Raw genomic sequence first — 15,846 nt, forward strand, 5'->3', positions numbered from 1 at the left:
CCGTGGTCAGCGCAGCGCCGAGAGCGCGACCGCCACGCCGTCCTGGTGGACCGAGGGGATCACGGCGGAGGCCACGGCCCGCACCTCGTCGGGCGCCTGCCCCATCGCGAGCCCTGCGCCCTCGGCGGCGGCCCAGGTGAGCATCTCGATGTCGTTGCGGCCGTCGCCCAGCGCGACCACGTCGCTCCGCTCGATGCCCAGCTCCTCGCGGACGACCTCGAGCGCGGTGGACTTGTTGACGCCGTGCGGGGCGATGTCGAGCCAGGCGGTCCAGCCGATCGCGTAGCTGACCTGGTGCAGGCCCATCTCCTCGACCAGCGAGGTGAACTCCTCGATGCCGGTTTCGGGCGAGATCACGACGACGCGGGTGCACAGCCGGCCGAGCAGCTCCTCGAAGGGGACGTGGGTCGTCTCGGCACCCATCACGGCACCGCCCGGGAACGCCTCGGTGTAGAAGAAGGCGCCGTCCGCGTCCTCGACGGCGTAGTGCGCGTCGGGGAGGGAGCGGCGGATGGTCTCGAGGACCTCCGTCGGGTCGAAGGTCTCGACCGTCTCGGGGACGTACGCACCGGACGCGTCGCGGCGGAGCGTGACCGCTCCGTTGCAGCAGATCACGTACTCGGGCGAGATCCCGAGGCGCTCGACGACCGGCAGGGTGGAGGAGGGCGAGCGCCCAGTGGCGAGCATCACCTCGTCGCCCTGGGCGGCCACGCGGGTGATCGCGTCCGTCACCGCGCGGGTGATGGTGCCGTCCTCGTGCATGACGGTGCCGTCGATGTCGAGGGCGACGAGGCGGCGGCCGGAGGCGCGGGCCGCGCTCATGCGACGGGCTCGAGCACCTCGAGGCCGCCGAGGTGGGGCCGCAGCGCCTCGGGGACGAGCACCGAGCCGTCCGCCCGCTGGTGGGTCTCGAGGAGGGCGACGATCCAGCGGGTGGTCGCGAGCGTGCCGTTGAGGGTTGCGACCGGAGCCGTCCTCCCCGACTCGGTGCGGTAGCGGGTGTCGAGGCGGCGGGCCTGGAACGTGGTGCAGTTCGAGGTCGAGGTCAGCTCGCGGTAGGTCTCCTGCGTGGGGACCCACGCCTCCACGTCGAACTTGCGCGCCGCGCTCTGGCCGAGGTCGCCGGCCGCCGTGTCGATGACGCGGTAGTGCAGGCCGAGGCTCTGCAGGACGTCCTCCTGGTACGAGAGGAGGCGCGCGTGCTCCGCCTCGGCGTCCTCGGGGAGGGTGTAGACGAACATCTCGAGCTTGCTGAACTGGTGCACGCGGATGATGCCGCGGGTGTCCCGTCCGCCCGAGCCCGCCTCGCGGCGGTAGCAGGTGCTCCAGCCCGCGTAGCGCTTCGCGCCGCCGGAGAGGTCGAGGATCTCGTCGGCGTGGTAGCCGGCGAGGGCGACCTCGCTGGTGCCGGTGAGGTAGAGGTCGTCGTCGCGGAGGCGGTACACCTCGTCGTCGTGCTCGCCGAGGAAGCCGGTGCCGTCCATGATCTCGGGGCGCACGAGGGTCGGCGTGATCAGCGGGGTGAAGCCGGCGGCGAGCGCCTTCTCGAGGCCCAGGTTCATCAGCGCGATCTCGAGGCGGGCGACCAGGCCCTTGAGGAAGTAGAAGCGCGCGCCGCTGACCTTCGCGCCGCGCTGCATGTCGATGCCGTCCAGCAGCTCGCCGAGCTCGAGGTGGTCGCGCGGGGCGAAGTCGAAGACGGGGCGCTCGCCGACCGTCCTGACGAGCTCGAACGACTCCTCGCCGCCCGCGGGGACGCCCTCGATGATCGGGTTGGCGATGCGCTTCACCAGCACGGTGAAGGCGTCGTCGGCCTCGGACGCCTCCTGCTGGGCCTGCTTGGCGGCGGCGGCGAGGCGCTGGGCCTCGGCGACGAGGGCCGCCTTCTCGTCCTTCGGAGCCTTGGCGACGGTCTTGCCGAAGGCGTTCTGCTCGGCCCGGAGCCGCTCCGCCTCGGTGATCGCCGCACGGCGCACGCGGTCGGCCTCGAGCGCCTCGTCGACCAGCTCGACGGAGTCGCCGCGCGCCTCCTGCGAGCGCTTCAGGACGTCCGGGTTCTCGCGCAGAAGTACGGGATCAATCACCCCAGCAGTGTAGAGGAGGGCCGGGACGGGCCGCCGCCCGCGCGTACCCCCGGGGCCGGCTGAGCATCGGCCGCGAGGAGGCATCCGATCGCGCGGACGGCTGCGAATCTGAGTCATCCCCCGAGAACGTCCCCCCGCGTTCGACACCCCTGCTCCCCTGAAGGCTCTTCCATGCACGCCACCCCCCTCATCGACGCGACCCCCGGCGTCGTCCTCGAGCGCGACGGCTCCGGCGCCCGGATCACCCTCAACCGCCCCGACGCCCTCAACGCGATCGATCTCGGCACCGCGCGACTGCTGCTGAGCACCGTCGCCGACCTCGACGCCGACGCCGGCTGCTCCGTCATCGTGATCGCCGCGGCCGGCCGCGCGTTCTGCACGGGCGGCGACATCTCGGCGATCATGGGGTCCGAGAACCCGGACCACTACCTGCGCGACGTCGCGACCACGACCGCCCAGGTGATCCGCCTGCTCGAGGACAGCCGCGCCGTCGTCGTCTGCGCGATCGACGGCATGGTCGCCGGCGCCGGCATCGCCTTCGCTCTGGCCGCCGACATCGTGATCGCGACTCCCGCCGCCCTCTTCCTCAGCGCGTACGGCGACGTCGGGCTCGTCCCGGACGTCGGAGTCACCGCCGCGCTCCCCCGCGTCGTCGGCCGCCGCCGCGCCCTGGACTTCGTGCTGTCGGGCCGCCCGGTCCGCGCGGCCGAGGCGCTGGAGTGGCAGCTCGTGACCGAGGTCGTGCCGCGCGCCGACCTCGCCGGCCGCGTCGACGAGCGCGTGCGCGCCCTGGCGGCGAAGCCGGCGCACGTCGCGTCCGCCGCCCGCCGCCTCCTGCGCACCGACCCGCTCGACCGCGCCGAGCGCATCGTCGAGGAGACGGACACCCTGGTCGAGTTCCTGGCGGTCCCCGCCACGCGCACGCTCCTGGACGCCGAGCACGAGCGCCAGGCCCGCCGCGCCGCCAGGGCGACCGCCTCGCTCTGACCCGGGGCGAGCGTCCGCGACGACGCTCCGGCCCGGGCCGGGCGGACGTCCGCCCGACGGCCCACGGATCGGCCGGGCGTTCTCCTCCGATCTCGGCTACGGTGGTCCCCGCGAAGGGGAGTAGTTCCCACCGTCCGCCGAGCGGACGACGAGGCGCGTCGACATGCTGGTCCGGGACGATCCGGGCCCGGCGCTCCACCCCGGCTCCGGCCGGGGCGAACGAGACCTTCGGTCAGTCGACGCACGTCCTGACCGGTCCTCTCGCGCGGGTCGGCGGACCTGAGCCAGGAGATCGCATGGCGACCACCGCCTCCACCCCCAGTCCCGCCCAGGTGCGCCGCTGGCGCCGCTACCTCGCCGACGAGCTCGCCGAGGCCTCCGTGTACCGCGACCTCGCCGGCCGCCGCTCCGGCGAGGAGCGGGAGATCCTGCTCGCGCTCGCCGTGGCCGAGGGCCGCCACGAGGAGCACTGGCGCGAGCTGCTCGGCTCCGCGGCGGAGCCCGCGCCCCGCCCGGACCTCCGCACGCGCTTCCTCGGCTTCCTCACCCGCCGTTTCGGCTCGGTGTTCGTCCTCGCCCTGATCCAGCGCGCCGAGGCCCGCTCCCCCTACGCCGACGACGACGACGCCACCGAGGCGATGGCGGCCGACGAGCGGATTCACGGCGAGGTCGTCCGCGGGCTCGCCGAGCGGGGCCGGAACCGCCTCTCCGGGACGTTCCGCGCGGCGGTCTTCGGAGCGAACGACGGCCTGGTCTCGAACCTCGCCCTCGTGCTCGGAGTGGGGGCGAGCGGAGTCGGGACGGGCGTCGTCCTGTTCACGGGCATCGCGGGCCTGCTCGCCGGCGCCCTCTCGATGGGCGCGGGCGAGTTCGTCTCGGTGCGCTCGCAGCGCGAGCTGCTCTCGGCCTCCAGCCCGGACCTCGACGCGAACCGCATCGTCCCCGATCTGGACGTCGACGCGAACGAGCTCGCCCTGGTCTACCGCGCTCGCGGGATGACCCAGGAGCAGGCCGACGCGCGTGCCGCCTCCGTCTTCACGGGCCTGCGCGGCGGCGCCGTCACCTCCCCCATCACGCTGGGCGGTCCCGCAGGAGACCCCGACGTCGACGAGCACGAGTCGATCGGCACGGGCATGGGCGCGGCGCTGTCGAGCTTCTGCTTCTTCGCCTCGGGCGCGATCATCCCGGTGCTGCCCTACCTACTCGGCCTGACGGGGCTCGCCGCGGTGGTCGTCGCCTGCGTGCTCGTGGGCATCGCCCTGCTCGCCACCGGCGCGGTCGTCGGGCTGCTCTCGGGCGCCCCGCCTCTCGCCCGGGCGCTGCGCCAGCTCGGGATCGGCTACGGCGCGGCCCTGGTGACCTACCTCCTCGGCCTGCTCTTCGGCGCGTCCGGAGTCTGAGCCTCGGCCTCGAGGACCTGCGCGGACTCGCGCGGCTCCTCGGCGCGGGGCCGCACGACGACGCCGCGCCACCGCAGCGCGGCCACTCCGACCGCCAGCAGCAGCGACGCCGGCAGGCAGCCCAGCAGGGGGATGCAGGAGTAGTAGAGGAGCTGCCGCTGGATCCACGCGGGCGAGGGCACGTCGGAGTCGCCGTAGTAGGGCGGAGGCGGCGAGGAGTAGCCGGTGTAGAGGAGCGCGAGGCCGATCAGGGTCCCCGCGAGGCCGGCGAGCAGGAGCACGAGGAGCCACGGGTTCCGCAGCAGGGGCGCCTCGCGCACGGGCTCGGCGGGAGCAGCGGGAGCGGGGTCGGCGGCCGGCTCCGGCAGGGGTGCGGGCGCGGTCTCGGCGCCGAGGCGGTGCGACCGCCGGCCCTCGGCGGCTCCGGCGATGTCGGGCAGGGCCATGATGCGGCGCGGTCCGGGCACGGACGAGGAGCCGGGGCGGACCACGCGCGACTCCGGGAGCGCGGGACGAGCGGCGGCTCCGGACGTGGCGGCGGGAACGCCGGGGGCGGCACCCGAGCCGGGCCTGGCGAACGCCCGCTCGTCGCCTCTCAGACGCTCCACCGGTCCCGAGAACCCGCGCTGGAAGGCCGGGTCGTAGCGCGGGTCGACCCGTTCGTCGTCGTCAGTCATCGTCGCGACCCGTCATCGTCGTCCCCGGTCATCGTCGACCTCCGGCTCGTGGGAGAGGATCCCGCGCAGCCAGTCGCGGGCCTCGAGGAACACCTCGTCGTCGTAGCGTCGCACGGAGGTGACCGGGCGGCGGTCAGCGCGCGGATACGAGCCGAGGAAGATCACCTTCGGGCTGAAGCGCCGCAGCCCCATCAGCGCGTCGGCGACCCGCTCGTCCTGGACGTGCCCGTCGAGGTCGATGACGAACCGGTACCGGCCCAGGGCGTCGCCGATCGGCCGCGACTGGATCATGCTCAGGTTCACCCCGCGGGTCGCGAACTGCTCGAGCATGTCGAGCAGGGCGCCCGGCTGGTCGGCCGGGAGCTCGGCGATCACGCTGGTCTTGTCGGCGCCGGTCGGCTCGGGCAGCGCGTGCGAGCGCGAGACGTGCACGAAGCGCGTGACGGCGTTCGGGTTGTCGCCGATCCGCTCCGCCAGCACCGCGACGTCGTGGTGGGCGACGATCCCGGGAGGGGCGATGGCCGCGTCCGCGGGCGATCCGCCCAGCAGGTCGACGGTGGCCTGGACGTTGCTGGAGGCCGGCAGGTGCTCGTGGCTGGGGATCTCACGGTCGAGCCACACCCGGCACTGTCCGTAAGCCACGGGGTGCGCGGCGACGGTGCGCACCTCCTCGAGGCTCGTCCCCGGGCGGCCGACCAGGATGAACGACACCGGCACCAGGTACTCGCCGACGATGCGCAGCCCCGGGATCCGCGCCAGTGCGTCCTGCGCGGCCGTCACTCCGCCCTCGACCGAGTTCTCGATCGCGATCACCGCGCCGTCGCTGCGGCCGGTGACCAGATCGCTCAGCGCCTCCCCCACGTTCGCGACGCTGCGCCACAGCTGTCCGCGCGCCTCCGGGACCTGCGCGAGGGCCGCCTCCGTGAACGTGCCGCTGGGCCCGAGATAGCTGTAGGCACGGGTCTCGGGGGCGCTGTCGGGCATGGCGCAAGCCTAGCCAGCCGCGGTACCCCTGGAGGGGGCCGGACTGCCACTATGGACCGCATGACCGATCGCGCAGGGAAGCCGGCACAGGCCTCCGATCTCATCGACGTCGAGGCCCTCGTGAGGGCGTACTACGAGAAGAAGCCGGACGTCTCCGACCCGGCTCAGAAGGTGGTGTTCGGCACCTCGGGCCACCGCGGATCCTCGTTCGACACGGCCTTCAACGAGGACCACATCGCCGCCGTCACCCAGGCGATCGTCGAGTACCGGACGGAGCAGGGCATCACCGGCCCGCTGTTCATCGGCGCCGACACGCACGGGCTCTCCCGCCCGGCCCTCACCACCGCCCTCGAGGTCCTGGTGGGCAACCAGGTCCGCGTGCTCGTGGACGAGTTCGACGACTTCGTGCCGACCCCGGCGCTCAGCCACGCGATCCTCCGCTACAACAACGACCCCGCGCACACCGACCGGGCCGACGGCATCGTGGTCACCCCCTCGCACAACCCGCCCCGCGACGGCGGCTTCAAGTACAACCCGCCGCACGGCGGCCCCGCCGACTCCGACGCGACGACCTGGATCGCCGACCGGGCCAACGAGCTCATCGCCGACGGCAACCGCGGCGTGACCTCGGCCGAGCCCTCCGCGGTCGAGACCTACGACTACCGCACGCACTACGTCGCGGACCTGGCGAACATCATCGACCTCGACGCGATCCGGAAGGCCGGCGTGCGGATCGGGGCCGACCCCCTCGGCGGCGCCTCCGTGCACTACTGGCAGCTGATCGCCGAGATGCACGGCCTCGACCTGACCGTGGTGAACGGGGAGGTCGACCCGGCCTGGGGCTTCATGACCCTCGACTGGGACGGCAAGATCCGGATGGACCCGTCCTCCCCCAGCGCGATGGCCTCGGTGGTCGCGCGCGCCGGCGACTTCGACATCCTCACCGGCAACGACGCCGACGCGGACCGGCACGGCATCGTCACCCCCGACGGCGGGCTGATGAACCCCAACCACTACCTGGCCGTCGCGATCGACTACCTCTACCGCCACCGCACCGGCTGGCGCGAGGACGCGGCGATCGGCAAGACGCTGGTCTCCTCCTCGATCATCGACCGGGTCGCGGAGTCGCTGGGCCGGCGCCTCTGGGAGGTCCCGGTGGGCTTCAAGTGGTTCGTCCCCGGGCTGGTCGACGGCTCGGTCGGCTTCGGCGGCGAGGAGTCCGCGGGCGCCTCGTTCCTCCGCTTCGACGGCACCGTCTGGACCACCGACAAGGACGGCATCCTCCTCGCGCTGCTCGCCTCCGAGATCGTGGCGGTCACCGGGAAGAGCCCGTCGGCGCTCTACCGCGAGCTGACCGAGCGCTTCGGCGACCCGGTCTACGAGCGCGTGGACGCGGTGGCGACGAAGGCGCAGAAGGCGGCCCTCGGCAAGCTGGACGGCGACGCGATCGCGGCGACGACCCTCGCCGGGTCCGAGATCACCGTGAAGCTCTCGAAGGCGCCCGGCAACGGCGCGGCCGTCGGAGGCGTCAAGGTCGTTACCGAGGACGCCTGGTTCGCCGCGCGCCCCTCCGGCACCGAGGACGTCTACAAGATCTACGCCGAGAGCTTCCGCGGCCTCGACCACCTGCACGAGGTCCAGGCCGAGGCGCGCACGATCGTGGACGCGGCGCTGAACTCCTAGGCGCTGCGCTCAGTCGCCCGAGAAGGCTCGTTCCCGCCCAGGAGAACGAGCCTTCTCGGGCGACTCAGCGGCGGTGAGGAAAGGGCCGGCTACCAGCGCGGGTGGACGGTGGGGCGGAAGTGGGTGTCGTAGAGGGCGTTCACGGCCTCCATGAAGGCGGGGCCGAGGGGCGCGGCGGAGGCGGCGGCCGCGTTGGCGCGGGCCTGCTCGGGCGAGCGGGCGCCGGGGATCACCGAGGTGACGCCCTCCTGCTGGATGATCCAGGCGAGCGCGGCCGCCGCGGGGGCGAGGCCGTGGTCGTCGGCGAGGCGGGAGAACTCCTGCGCGGCCTCCACGCCGGTCGCGAAGTCGACGCCCGAGAAGGTCTCGCCGACGTCGAAGGCGGAGCCGTCGCGGTTGTAGCTGCGGTGGTCCTCCGGCGCGAACACGGTCTCGGTCGTGTAGCGGCCGCTGAGCAGGCCCGAGGCGAGCGGGACGCGCGCGAGGATGCCGACGCCGGCCTCGCGGGCGGCGGGCAGCACCTCGTCGAGCGGCTTGAGGCGGAACGCGTTCAGGATGATCTGGACGCTCGCGACGTTCGGGCGGGCGATCGCGGTCAGTGCCTCCTCCGTGCGCTCGACCGAGACGCCGTAGGCGGCGATCGCGCCCTCGGCGACGAGGGTGTCGAGGGCGTCGTAGACGGCGTCGTCGGAGTAGACGGAGGTGGGCGGGCAGTGCAGCTGCACCAGATCGAGAGTGTCGACGCCGAGGTTGGCGCGCGAGCGGTCGGTCCAGGCGCGGAAGTTGTCGAGCACGTAGTTGGCGGGGATCTGCTCCGCGCGACGGCCCATCTTGGTGGCGACGAAGACCTGCGCGTCGGGGTGCGCCGCGCGGTAGGCGCCGATCGTCCGCTCGCTGCGGCCGTCGCCGTAGACGTCGGCGGTGTCGAAGAGGGTCACCCCCGACTCCACTGCGGCGTCGAGCACGGCGAGGGCGTCGGTCTCGGCGACGTCCCCCCAGTCGGCACCGAGCTGCCAGGTTCCGAGGCCGACGACGGAGACGGGGGCGCCGGTGCGTCCGAGGATTCGAGTTTCCATGCCTCCACCGTAGGTGCGGCCGAGCCCGCGGCGGACCCCCTTGCGCGTGCTCTAACGTCGAGGGCATGCCCCTCCTCGTGCTCGGAAGCGCCAACCTCGACCACGTCCACCGGGTCGCCCGCATCCCCGCCCCCGGAGAGACGGTGCTCGCCCTCGACGCGAGCACCTTCCCGGGCGGCAAGGGCCTCAACCAGGCCGTCGCGGCCGCACGGACCGAGCCCGGCACCGTCTTCGTCACGAGCCTCGGACGCGACTCGGCGGGAGACCGGCTCGTCGCGGTCCTCGGCGAGGAGCCGCTGGAGCTGCGCGCCCGCCGCGGCGACGTCCGCACCGGCACCGCGCAGATCACCGTGGACGAGCGCGGGGAGAACGCGATCGTCGTCGACTCCGGGGCGAACGCCGCCCTGGTCGGGTTGACCGCCGAGGAGTCGGCCCTGGTGGCGGCGGCCGACGCCCTGCTCCTCCAGCTCGAGATCCCGACGGCGACGGTGACGGAGGCGGCCCGCGCCGCGCGCGCCGGCGGCACGGTGTCGATCCTGAACGCCGCCCCGATCGGCCTGCTGCCGGAGGAGCTCCTCGCGGTGCTCGACGTGCTGATCGTCAACGAGCACGAGGCCCGCGAGCTCGCCGCCGATCGCGGCATCACCGCCGCCGACGACGACGCGCTCGCCGCTGCCCTCACCGCGCTGGTGCCGCTCGTGCTGGTCACCCTCGGCTCCGACGGCGTCGTCGTGGCGGTCCGCGACCGCGAGCCGGAGCGCACCCCGGCCTTCCGGGTGGAGGCCGTGGACACCACCGGCGCCGGCGACACCTTCTGCGGCGCCTTCTCGGCCCGGCTCGCCGCCACGGGAGCACGGCTCGACGATCCGGAGCAGCTGGTCGCCCTCACCCGCTGGGCGAGCGCGGCCGCGGCGATCTCGGTCACCCGCGCCGGAGCGGCGGTGTCCGCGCCGACGGCGGCCGAGACGGACGCGTTCCTCGCCGAGCGCGCCTGAGCGGGAAGCTCTTCGGGGAGGCTCGCCTGAGCGGGAAGCTCCTCAGGGAGGACGGAGCGGACACCGACCTCGGGCGCCCTGCAGCACCGTCGCTCCGGTCGGCACGGTGCACTCCGGAGAAGCACGAGAGCGCTCGGCCCGGCTCCGCTCCTCACGGCGGGGCGTCCCGCCCTGCGGACAGCCGCGCCCGCTCCCCGATCCGGCTAATCGATCGCGGCGACCCGGACGGTCACCCGCGGCCGCAGCTCCGGATGCACCCGGACGCACCACTCGCGCACCGCGGCTCCGATCGCGCGCGCCACGTCCGGCGCGGACGCCTCCGCGGTCACGCAGAGGTCGACGGCCACGGACACCTCGTCCCCCGCGACGCGGACCAGAACCGGATCGGCGAACGTGCCGCCGCTCGCGGTGCCCAGCGGCTCGACCACGATCCCGGTCGCGCTCAGCGCCGTCGCCGCGTGCGCGAGCACGTCGCGCACCTCGGGCCTGGCCGGCATCAGGGTCGCGACGCCGTCCAGGGCGCGCAGCTCCGCAGCGAGCGCGGACATCGGATCGACCGGGGCCGCCGACTCGAGGCCGCTCACGACTCCTCCGTCCCGGGGACGTAGACGTCCTCCACGCGGACGTCGATCCTCGACACCCGCAGCTCGGTCTGGGTCAGCAGCCGCGAGTGCACGCGCTCGCGCACCTGCTGGGCCGCCTCGGCGATCGGCACCCCCCAGAAGACCGAGATCGTCAGCTCCACCACGACCTCCGCGCCCGGCTCGGCGATGTCGCCGACCAGGCGGCAGCGGCCGACCAGCACGCCGGCGACGCTGTCCCCCGCCTCGCGCACGAGTCCGCGGACCGCTCCCTCGGTGATCGTGAGCGCCACGTCGGGCTGGACGCTCGCCAGCGGGATGTCGCGTCCGGCCCGCGACTCGCGGCGGACCTGGGTGAGGATCGAGCCGAACCAGCTCTCCTCCGGCGCGGGCAGGCGTGCGGCGTCGTCGTCGATGAGCGCGCCGGAGAGGGCGCGCACGCGCTCGAGGGCGCGCAGAGTGCGCCGGTGCTCCGGCGACTCCTCGATGGCGGGGTCGTACGGCGTGCGCCCGCGGTCGAGGTAGTCGCTCAGCTCGTCGATGCCGATGCCGTCGCCCTCCTGCTCCGTCGCGTCCGCCTCCTGCTCGAGCGCGGGCGGCAGCACGACGTCGTGCTCCCCCGCGCGCTCCGGCCCGTCGCCGGGACCCTGGTCCGCGTTCATCGCGTCTGCTCCCTCATCGCCAGTCCTCCATCGCCACGACCAGCGACTCGCGCGCGCGGGCGAGCTTGCCCCGCACGGCGGTCACCGTGAGACCGAGGTGATCGGCGATCTCGTTGTACGACTCCCCGCCGACCTCGCGCAGCACCCAGCACTGACGCTGCGACTCCGGCAGCTCGGACAGGGCGTGCGCGAGAGCCCGCATGGCGTCGCTCTGCTCGGCGGCCTCGAACGGGCCGGGCTCTCGGGCCGGGGGATGCTCCACGGCGTCGACGTCGTCGGTCGGGCGGCGCTGGCGCAGCAGGTCGACGCTGGAGCGGCTGACGATCCGCATCATCCAGCTGCGCACGCTCGCCGGCTCCTTGAGCTGCGGGAGCTGCGCCCAGACCGTGATCAGCGCGTTCTGCACGGCGTCGGAGGCGTCGGCCTGCGAGCCGGTGAGGCGCCAGGCGTAGGCGCGGAGGATCGACTGGTGCCGCTTGACGAGCACCTCGAAGGCGCGCACGTCGCCCTCGGCGGAGCGCTCGGCGAGCAGCGCGTCGCTCGCCGCTTCCAGTCCGGGCACGGCGCCTCCTCCCTCTCCGCTCACGCGGCCTCGGGCCGCCTCTCAGGTGATGCTCAGGAAAAAGTCCGCCGAGCACCGTGACGAACGCTGTGCGGGCTCCGTCTCACTCATGAAAGCACAGCCCGACCGGATTCCCGCCGGGCCTTCGAACCCGGTCTGCTCAGCAACGGCAGCCGATGAGACGTCCAGGAGACCTCATGAGCGACACCACGCGCACCCCCTCCACCACCCGCGTCGACAAGACCTCCGTCGACACGGTCACGAGCCTCGGCGGCTCGCGGACCTCCGGCACCGCCCAGGGCACCACGGTCATCGACGACAGCGTCGTGGCCAAGGTCGCCGGCATCGCGGCCCGCCAGGTGCCCGGCGTCTTCGCCCTCGGCAACAACGCCGCCCGTGCCTTCGGCGCGATCCGCCAGGCGGTCGGCGGCGCCGACCACGCCCAGGGCGTGAGCGTCGAGGTCGGCGAGACCCAGGTCGCGGCCGACGTGACCATCGTCGTCGAGTACCCCGTGCCGATGCAGAAGGTCGCCGACTCCGTCCGCGCCGCCGTCTCCGAGGCCATCACCGAGCTCGTCGGCATGGCCGTCTCCGAGATCAACGTCGCCGTCGTCGACGTGCACATCCCCGGCGACGACAAGGACGACGAGGCCACCGAGAGCCGCGTCCGATGAGCGACTTCCAGCGCCCCGCGCCCACCGCCCCCGGCGGCCGCAGCACCGTCCTCGGTGTCGTGGTCGGCGCGATCCTCGCCTTCGCGGCCCTGATGTTCGGATTCTGGGGCTTCGTCCTCACCGCCCTCTTCATGGCCCTCGGCGTCGTGATCGCCCGCATCGCCGACGGCACCCTCGACGTGCGCAGCCTCGTGGACGTGTTCCGCGGCCGCACCACCTCCCGCTAGGAGCCCACCGTGACCGCTCTCGACACGCGTCCCGCATCGCCGGTGGCGGGCACCGTCACCATCACCGTCCGCTCCATCGAGCGCGCCGCCGTGGCGATCGTCCACGAGGAGCTGGGCGTGGAGGTCTCCGCGATCCGCGTCCGCCTCTCCGATGACCGGGGCGGCCTCGCCCTCGCGGTGACCGCGCCGGTCGTCGTCGAGCCGGGCATCGCCCCGGCCGGCGGCTCCCTGCTCGAGCGCCTGCACGGCGATCGCACCCGCATCGCCTCCCGCATGGAGGCGCTGACCGGGCGCACCGTCAGCCGGATCGACATCCGGGTCACGGGCACCCGCACCCGAAGCACGAGGAGAGTCGCATGAGCCCCGCACCGTCGGCGCCCGACACCCGCTACAGCCGCTACCTCCGTCGCGAGACCCACAAGTCCCGCTCCGCCGCGCAGATCGTCGTCCTGGTGCTCATCGCCCTGGTCGCGGCCTATGTCGGCACGGAGGCGGTGCTCGCGATCCTCGGCGCCGCGCCCCTGCTCGCCGCACCGTCCGCCCTGCTGGGCGCGATCGTCGGAGTCGCGTCGCTGGCGAACCCCGCCCTCATCGGCGTGGCCGTCGGCGCGGGCGTCCTCGCTCTGGTCCTTCTGGTGCTCGCACTGGCGCCCGGGGCCCGGGCCCGCCACACCGTGGACGACGACCGCCTCGCCGTGGTCGTGGACGACGGCGTGATCGCCTCCTCCCTGGCCCGCGCAGCCCGCACGGCCGCCCACTCCCGCCGCGAGGACACCCGCGCCTCGCTCGGGCGGCGCACCGCACTGGTCGAGGTGACCCCCGCCTCCGGCATCGCGGTCGACCGCGACGCCGTGCAGAGCGCCGTCGACGAGGAGCTCGCCCGCATCGGCGCGAAGCCCGCCCCGCGCTCCACCGTCCGCGTCTCGACCTCCGGGAGGATCTGATGACCACGAGCAACCGCTTCGTCAACCGGCTCGTCCTGCTCGTCGTGGGCCTCGTGCTCGCGCTGGTCAGCGCCGGAGCCGTCCTGATCGCCGTCTCGCAGCCGGTCCGCGACTCCGTCCTCTCCTTCGCCGACGGCGAGGGCGCGGCCCTGGTCTCGCGCCTCTCCCCCGAGGAGGGCACCGCCTGGAGCGATGCCGCCGTCCTCTGGCCGCTCTACGCCGTCGTCGGGATCTGCCTCCTCGGCATCGTCCTCGCGCTGGTGATGGCCTTCGCCCACGGTCACGGCCGCACCGGCACCGTCCTCCGCGACGAGGCCGAGGGCGCGCCCGCCGGAGGGATCGAGATCGCGACCGGCTTCGCGGAGGACGTCCTCGAGACGGCTCTCGCCGGGCGGACGGAGCTCCTCGACGTCACGGTCGCGGCCTACCGCCACGGCTCCGAGACCGCGCTGAAGGTGCGCGTCCTCCCCCGCGGCGGCGTCTCGCCCCGCACCGTGGTCGACGCCGTGCACCAGGAGGTCGACGCGCTCGACGCCCTGCTCGGCGCCCGCCTGCCGGTCCTGCTCGAGGTCGCCTCGAGCGCCCGGGCCGGCTTCTCCAAGGAGGACCGGGTCGCCTGACTCCGGTCCCGCAGCTTCCCCGGCACCCGCCGGCGGATGGTCACACCGAACAGAAGGAGCCCCTCATGGGTGCAGACGACAAGATCCGCAACGCAGCCGAGAACCTGGTCGGCAAGGCCAAGGAGGCCGTCGGCAAGCTGACGGACAACGAGCGCCTCGAGGCCGAGGGCCAGGCCGACCAGACCAAGGCCCACACCAAGAAGGTCGGCGAGGACGTCAAGGACGTCTTCAAGAAGTGATCTGACTGGAACCTCGACGGGGCCGTCACCGCATCAGCGGTGGCGGCCCCGTCGTCGTGCGTTGAGCGGGTGCGTCGAGCGTCAGACGCCCCAGAACATGATCCGGCCGGCGGAGGCCGCGTCGATGCTCTGGTCGTGGTTGTCGGCGGTGTGCGAGGAGTAGAGGATCCTGTCGCCGTCGACGCTGGTCACGACGCCCGTGTGGTCCCAGTCGCCCGAGCCGTCCCAGTCGAACTGGACGATGTCGCCCGGCTTCACCCGGCTCCGCTCGGAGTCGGGGATCGCGGTCGCGCGCTCGGGGTGCGCGGCGAGGTAGGCGTTGAACGCTGTCGACGACGCCCAGGCGGAGCTGTACCCGCCGGAGGAGGAGTAGCTCCATTCGCCGTCCATCTCCCAGCCGCGGGCGATCAGCGACTGCGAGGTGAAGTTGACGCAGTCGTTGCCCGAGATCACGCCGTACTGGGCCGAGTTGTAGTCGTTCCAGTAGGTGGAGAGGTAGTCGAGCTGCGAGGCCAGGCGGCTCGCGTCCAGTGCGGCCTGGGCCTTCGCGGCCTCGATCGCCGGGTCGGGCGTGTAGGCGAAGGTGATCGCCGAGGCGACGACCTTCGTGCTGGCGAGCACGCCGGTCGCGGCGGGGCCGGGAGTGGCGGTCGCGGTCGGGGCGGCGAGGTCGGTCGAGGCCTCGGCCGTCGTGCCCTCCGCGGCGCCCGACGTGTCGACGGCCGGCTGCACCGCGTCGGCCGGGGTCCCGTCGACGGTGACCGCCGCGGCGGAGTCGGTGACCGCGTCGAACGTGATGGCCTGACCGTCGGCGTCGAAGAAGGCGACCGGGACCTCGCCCGCTGCCTCTCCGTCGGCCGGAGGGGCGGTGACCGTGATCTGGTCGGGGTTGTCGACCGCGACGCTGCCCTCGGCCTCGCCGAAGCGGACGGTGGCGACCGAGTCCAGGTTCGATCCCTCGAGCGTCACGCTCGTGCCGCCGGCGACGGTGCCGGAGGTGGTGGAGACGGAGCTGAGGACGACCCGGGCGGAGGCGGTGGTCGCGGGGAGCACGGCGACGCTGGTCGAGGTCGGAGCAGCGGAGGGCGTCGCGGTGGCCGACTCGGCCGAGGAGCCGGTGCCGACGGTGAGGCTCAGGCTCGACGCGACGGCCACGACGACGAGCCCGCCGGAGACGGCGAGCGCCAGCGTGCGCGGGGACGGGCGGAAGAAGGATGCCCCGCGGCGGGCGGGCGCGGTGCGGAGCCGGTGCCCCTCCGCTTCGCGGCGGTCGCGGCGGGACGAGAACGATCCCTCCGGGGCGGGGTGCACCGGGGCGGGAGCCGAGGGCTGCGCGGGAGCGGCGGCGGGTGCGGCGGGCCGGATGCGGCCCTCGCGCTCGCGGGCCTCGCGGCGGGTCAGCGGAGCGCCGGGGGTCGGCGCGGGGGTCGCGGGGTGGTCGGCGGGCAGGG

Annotated in this window: 19 protein-coding genes; 10 read left to right on the forward strand and 9 right to left on the reverse strand. The window is 73.9% G+C overall.

The annotated features are described in order from the left end of the window. Window positions 1-6 precede the first annotated feature (6 nt). Together C5C37_RS12110 and serS are read right to left on the reverse strand one after the other, a co-directional pair. Window positions 7-822 carry an HAD family hydrolase gene (locus tag C5C37_RS12110; RefSeq protein WP_104247582.1) on the reverse strand — a complete coding sequence of 272 codons (816 nt, stop codon included), beginning with the start codon at window positions 820-822 and terminating at the stop codon, window positions 7-9. Beyond that, entirely contained in the window at window positions 819-2,084 is a 1,266-nt protein-coding gene (gene serS / locus C5C37_RS12115) for a serine--tRNA ligase (protein ID WP_104233941.1), read from the reverse strand. The genes C5C37_RS12110 and serS overlap by 4 nt, the downstream gene beginning before the upstream one ends. Window positions 2,085-2,255: 171 nt before the next feature. Here serS and C5C37_RS12120 point away from each other — a divergent pair, with 171 nt between their 5' ends. After that, window positions 2,256-3,071: an enoyl-CoA hydratase/isomerase family protein gene (locus C5C37_RS12120; RefSeq protein ID WP_104247581.1), complete on the forward strand. Its 816-nt coding sequence runs from the start codon at window positions 2,256-2,258 to the stop codon at window positions 3,069-3,071. A 296-nt stretch (window positions 3,072-3,367) separates the two neighbouring features. Next, entirely contained in the window at window positions 3,368-4,471 is a 1,104-nt protein-coding gene (locus tag C5C37_RS12125; RefSeq protein ID WP_104335943.1) for a VIT1/CCC1 family protein, read from the forward strand. On the opposite strand, the gene C5C37_RS12130 is transcribed toward C5C37_RS12125, so the two are convergent. Together C5C37_RS12130 and pheA are read right to left on the reverse strand one after the other, a co-directional pair. Then, window positions 4,432-5,148: a hypothetical protein gene (locus C5C37_RS12130; protein WP_104338984.1), complete on the reverse strand. Its 717-nt coding sequence runs from the start codon at window positions 5,146-5,148 to the stop codon at window positions 4,432-4,434. The two genes, C5C37_RS12125 and C5C37_RS12130, sit on opposite strands and share 40 nt — an antisense overlap. A gap of 12 nt (window positions 5,149-5,160) precedes the next feature. Further along, the gene (pheA, locus tag C5C37_RS12135; protein ID WP_104247578.1) at window positions 5,161-6,132 is read right to left on the reverse strand and encodes a prephenate dehydratase; all 972 of its coding nucleotides are present in this window, start codon (window positions 6,130-6,132) and stop codon (window positions 5,161-5,163) included. 60 nt (window positions 6,133-6,192) lie between these two features. Here pheA and pgm point away from each other — a divergent pair, with 60 nt between their 5' ends. Continuing rightward, window positions 6,193-7,815, forward strand: coding sequence for a phosphoglucomutase (alpha-D-glucose-1,6-bisphosphate-dependent) (gene pgm, locus C5C37_RS12140; RefSeq protein WP_104338989.1), 1,623 nt, complete (start codon window positions 6,193-6,195; stop codon window positions 7,813-7,815). Window positions 7,816-7,904: 89 nt separating this feature from the next. Here pgm and C5C37_RS12145 read toward each other — a convergent pair whose 3' ends face one another. Beyond that, window positions 7,905-8,891, reverse strand: coding sequence for an aldo/keto reductase (locus C5C37_RS12145; protein ID WP_104226781.1), 987 nt, complete (start codon window positions 8,889-8,891; stop codon window positions 7,905-7,907). 65 nt (window positions 8,892-8,956) lie between these two features. Here C5C37_RS12145 and C5C37_RS12150 point away from each other — a divergent pair, with 65 nt between their 5' ends. Continuing rightward, entirely contained in the window at window positions 8,957-9,886 is a 930-nt protein-coding gene (locus C5C37_RS12150) for a ribokinase (RefSeq protein ID WP_104338985.1), read from the forward strand. 203 nt (window positions 9,887-10,089) lie between these two features. Here the strand turns inward: C5C37_RS12150 and C5C37_RS12155 are convergent, their stop codons facing one another. From C5C37_RS12155 to C5C37_RS12165, 3 genes are read right to left on the reverse strand one after another with little or no spacing between them, the layout of a single operon-like run. Next, on the reverse strand, window positions 10,090-10,470 hold the full coding sequence (locus C5C37_RS12155; RefSeq protein WP_104226783.1) for a hypothetical protein: 381 nt from the start codon (window positions 10,468-10,470) through the stop codon (window positions 10,090-10,092). Beyond that, on the reverse strand, window positions 10,467-11,129 hold the full coding sequence (locus C5C37_RS12160) for an Asp23/Gls24 family envelope stress response protein (protein ID WP_104233947.1): 663 nt from the start codon (window positions 11,127-11,129) through the stop codon (window positions 10,467-10,469). The genes C5C37_RS12155 and C5C37_RS12160 overlap by 4 nt, the downstream gene beginning before the upstream one ends. A 13-nt stretch (window positions 11,130-11,142) precedes the next feature. After that, window positions 11,143-11,691: an RNA polymerase sigma factor gene (locus tag C5C37_RS12165; RefSeq protein ID WP_104224956.1), complete on the reverse strand. Its 549-nt coding sequence runs from the start codon at window positions 11,689-11,691 to the stop codon at window positions 11,143-11,145. A gap of 197 nt (window positions 11,692-11,888) precedes the next feature. Here C5C37_RS12165 and C5C37_RS12170 point away from each other — a divergent pair, with 197 nt between their 5' ends. The 6 genes from C5C37_RS12170 (at window position 11,889) to C5C37_RS12195 (ending at window position 14,395) form a co-directional block, all read left to right on the forward strand. Continuing rightward, entirely contained in the window at window positions 11,889-12,365 is a 477-nt protein-coding gene (locus tag C5C37_RS12170) for an Asp23/Gls24 family envelope stress response protein (RefSeq protein ID WP_104226785.1), read from the forward strand. Further along, the gene (locus C5C37_RS12175) at window positions 12,362-12,592 is read left to right on the forward strand and encodes a DUF2273 domain-containing protein (protein ID WP_104224954.1); all 231 of its coding nucleotides are present in this window, start codon (window positions 12,362-12,364) and stop codon (window positions 12,590-12,592) included. The genes C5C37_RS12170 and C5C37_RS12175 overlap by 4 nt, the downstream gene beginning before the upstream one ends. Window positions 12,593-12,601: 9 nt before the next feature. Next, on the forward strand, window positions 12,602-12,952 hold the full coding sequence (locus tag C5C37_RS12180) for a hypothetical protein (RefSeq protein WP_104338986.1): 351 nt from the start codon (window positions 12,602-12,604) through the stop codon (window positions 12,950-12,952). After that, window positions 12,949-13,536, forward strand: a complete 588-nt coding sequence (locus tag C5C37_RS12185; protein ID WP_104226787.1) for a DUF6286 domain-containing protein — start codon at window positions 12,949-12,951, stop codon at window positions 13,534-13,536. The genes C5C37_RS12180 and C5C37_RS12185 overlap by 4 nt, the downstream gene beginning before the upstream one ends. Then, entirely contained in the window at window positions 13,536-14,156 is a 621-nt protein-coding gene (locus tag C5C37_RS12190) for a hypothetical protein (RefSeq protein ID WP_104224951.1), read from the forward strand. The genes C5C37_RS12185 and C5C37_RS12190 overlap by 1 nt, the downstream gene beginning before the upstream one ends. A 65-nt stretch (window positions 14,157-14,221) precedes the next feature. Continuing rightward, window positions 14,222-14,395 carry a CsbD family protein gene (locus C5C37_RS12195; protein ID WP_104226788.1) on the forward strand — a complete coding sequence of 58 codons (174 nt, stop codon included), beginning with the start codon at window positions 14,222-14,224 and terminating at the stop codon, window positions 14,393-14,395. A gap of 81 nt (window positions 14,396-14,476) precedes the next feature. Here C5C37_RS12195 and C5C37_RS12200 read toward each other — a convergent pair. After that, the coding region (locus tag C5C37_RS12200; protein WP_104338987.1) for an amidase domain-containing protein at window positions 14,477-15,846 on the reverse strand (1,370 nt) is incomplete at its 5' end.

Source organism: Rathayibacter sp. AY1F9 (assembly GCF_002932155.1).
In the GTDB taxonomy this organism is placed as follows: Bacteria; Actinomycetota; Actinomycetes; order Actinomycetales; family Microbacteriaceae; genus Rathayibacter.

Bases quoted from the DNA above. Each gene is read 5' to 3' on its own strand.
- C5C37_RS12110 (WP_104247582.1), bottom strand. From the start codon at position 822: ATGAGCGCGGCCCGCGCCTCCGGCCGCCGCCTCGTCGCCCTCGACATC.
- C5C37_RS12120 (WP_104247581.1), top strand. From the start codon at position 2,256: ATGCACGCCACCCCCCTCATCGACGCGACCCCCGGCGTCGTCCTCGAG.
- C5C37_RS12125 (WP_104335943.1), top strand. From the start codon at position 3,368: ATGGCGACCACCGCCTCCACCCCCAGTCCCGCCCAGGTGCGCCGCTGG.
- C5C37_RS12130 (WP_104338984.1), bottom strand. From the start codon at position 5,148: ATGACTGACGACGACGAACGGGTCGACCCGCGCTACGACCCGGCCTTC.
- pheA (WP_104247578.1), bottom strand. From the start codon at position 6,132: ATGCCCGACAGCGCCCCCGAGACCCGTGCCTACAGCTATCTCGGGCCC.
- pgm (WP_104338989.1), top strand. From the start codon at position 6,193: ATGACCGATCGCGCAGGGAAGCCGGCACAGGCCTCCGATCTCATCGAC.
- C5C37_RS12145 (WP_104226781.1), bottom strand. From the start codon at position 8,891: ATGGAAACTCGAATCCTCGGACGCACCGGCGCCCCCGTCTCCGTCGTC.
- C5C37_RS12150 (WP_104338985.1), top strand. From the start codon at position 8,957: ATGCCCCTCCTCGTGCTCGGAAGCGCCAACCTCGACCACGTCCACCGG.
- C5C37_RS12160 (WP_104233947.1), bottom strand. From the start codon at position 11,129: ATGAACGCGGACCAGGGTCCCGGCGACGGGCCGGAGCGCGCGGGGGAG.
- C5C37_RS12170 (WP_104226785.1), top strand. From the start codon at position 11,889: ATGAGCGACACCACGCGCACCCCCTCCACCACCCGCGTCGACAAGACC.
- C5C37_RS12175 (WP_104224954.1), top strand. From the start codon at position 12,362: ATGAGCGACTTCCAGCGCCCCGCGCCCACCGCCCCCGGCGGCCGCAGC.
- C5C37_RS12185 (WP_104226787.1), top strand. From the start codon at position 12,949: ATGAGCCCCGCACCGTCGGCGCCCGACACCCGCTACAGCCGCTACCTC.
- C5C37_RS12190 (WP_104224951.1), top strand. From the start codon at position 13,536: ATGACCACGAGCAACCGCTTCGTCAACCGGCTCGTCCTGCTCGTCGTG.
- C5C37_RS12195 (WP_104226788.1), top strand. From the start codon at position 14,222: ATGGGTGCAGACGACAAGATCCGCAACGCAGCCGAGAACCTGGTCGGC.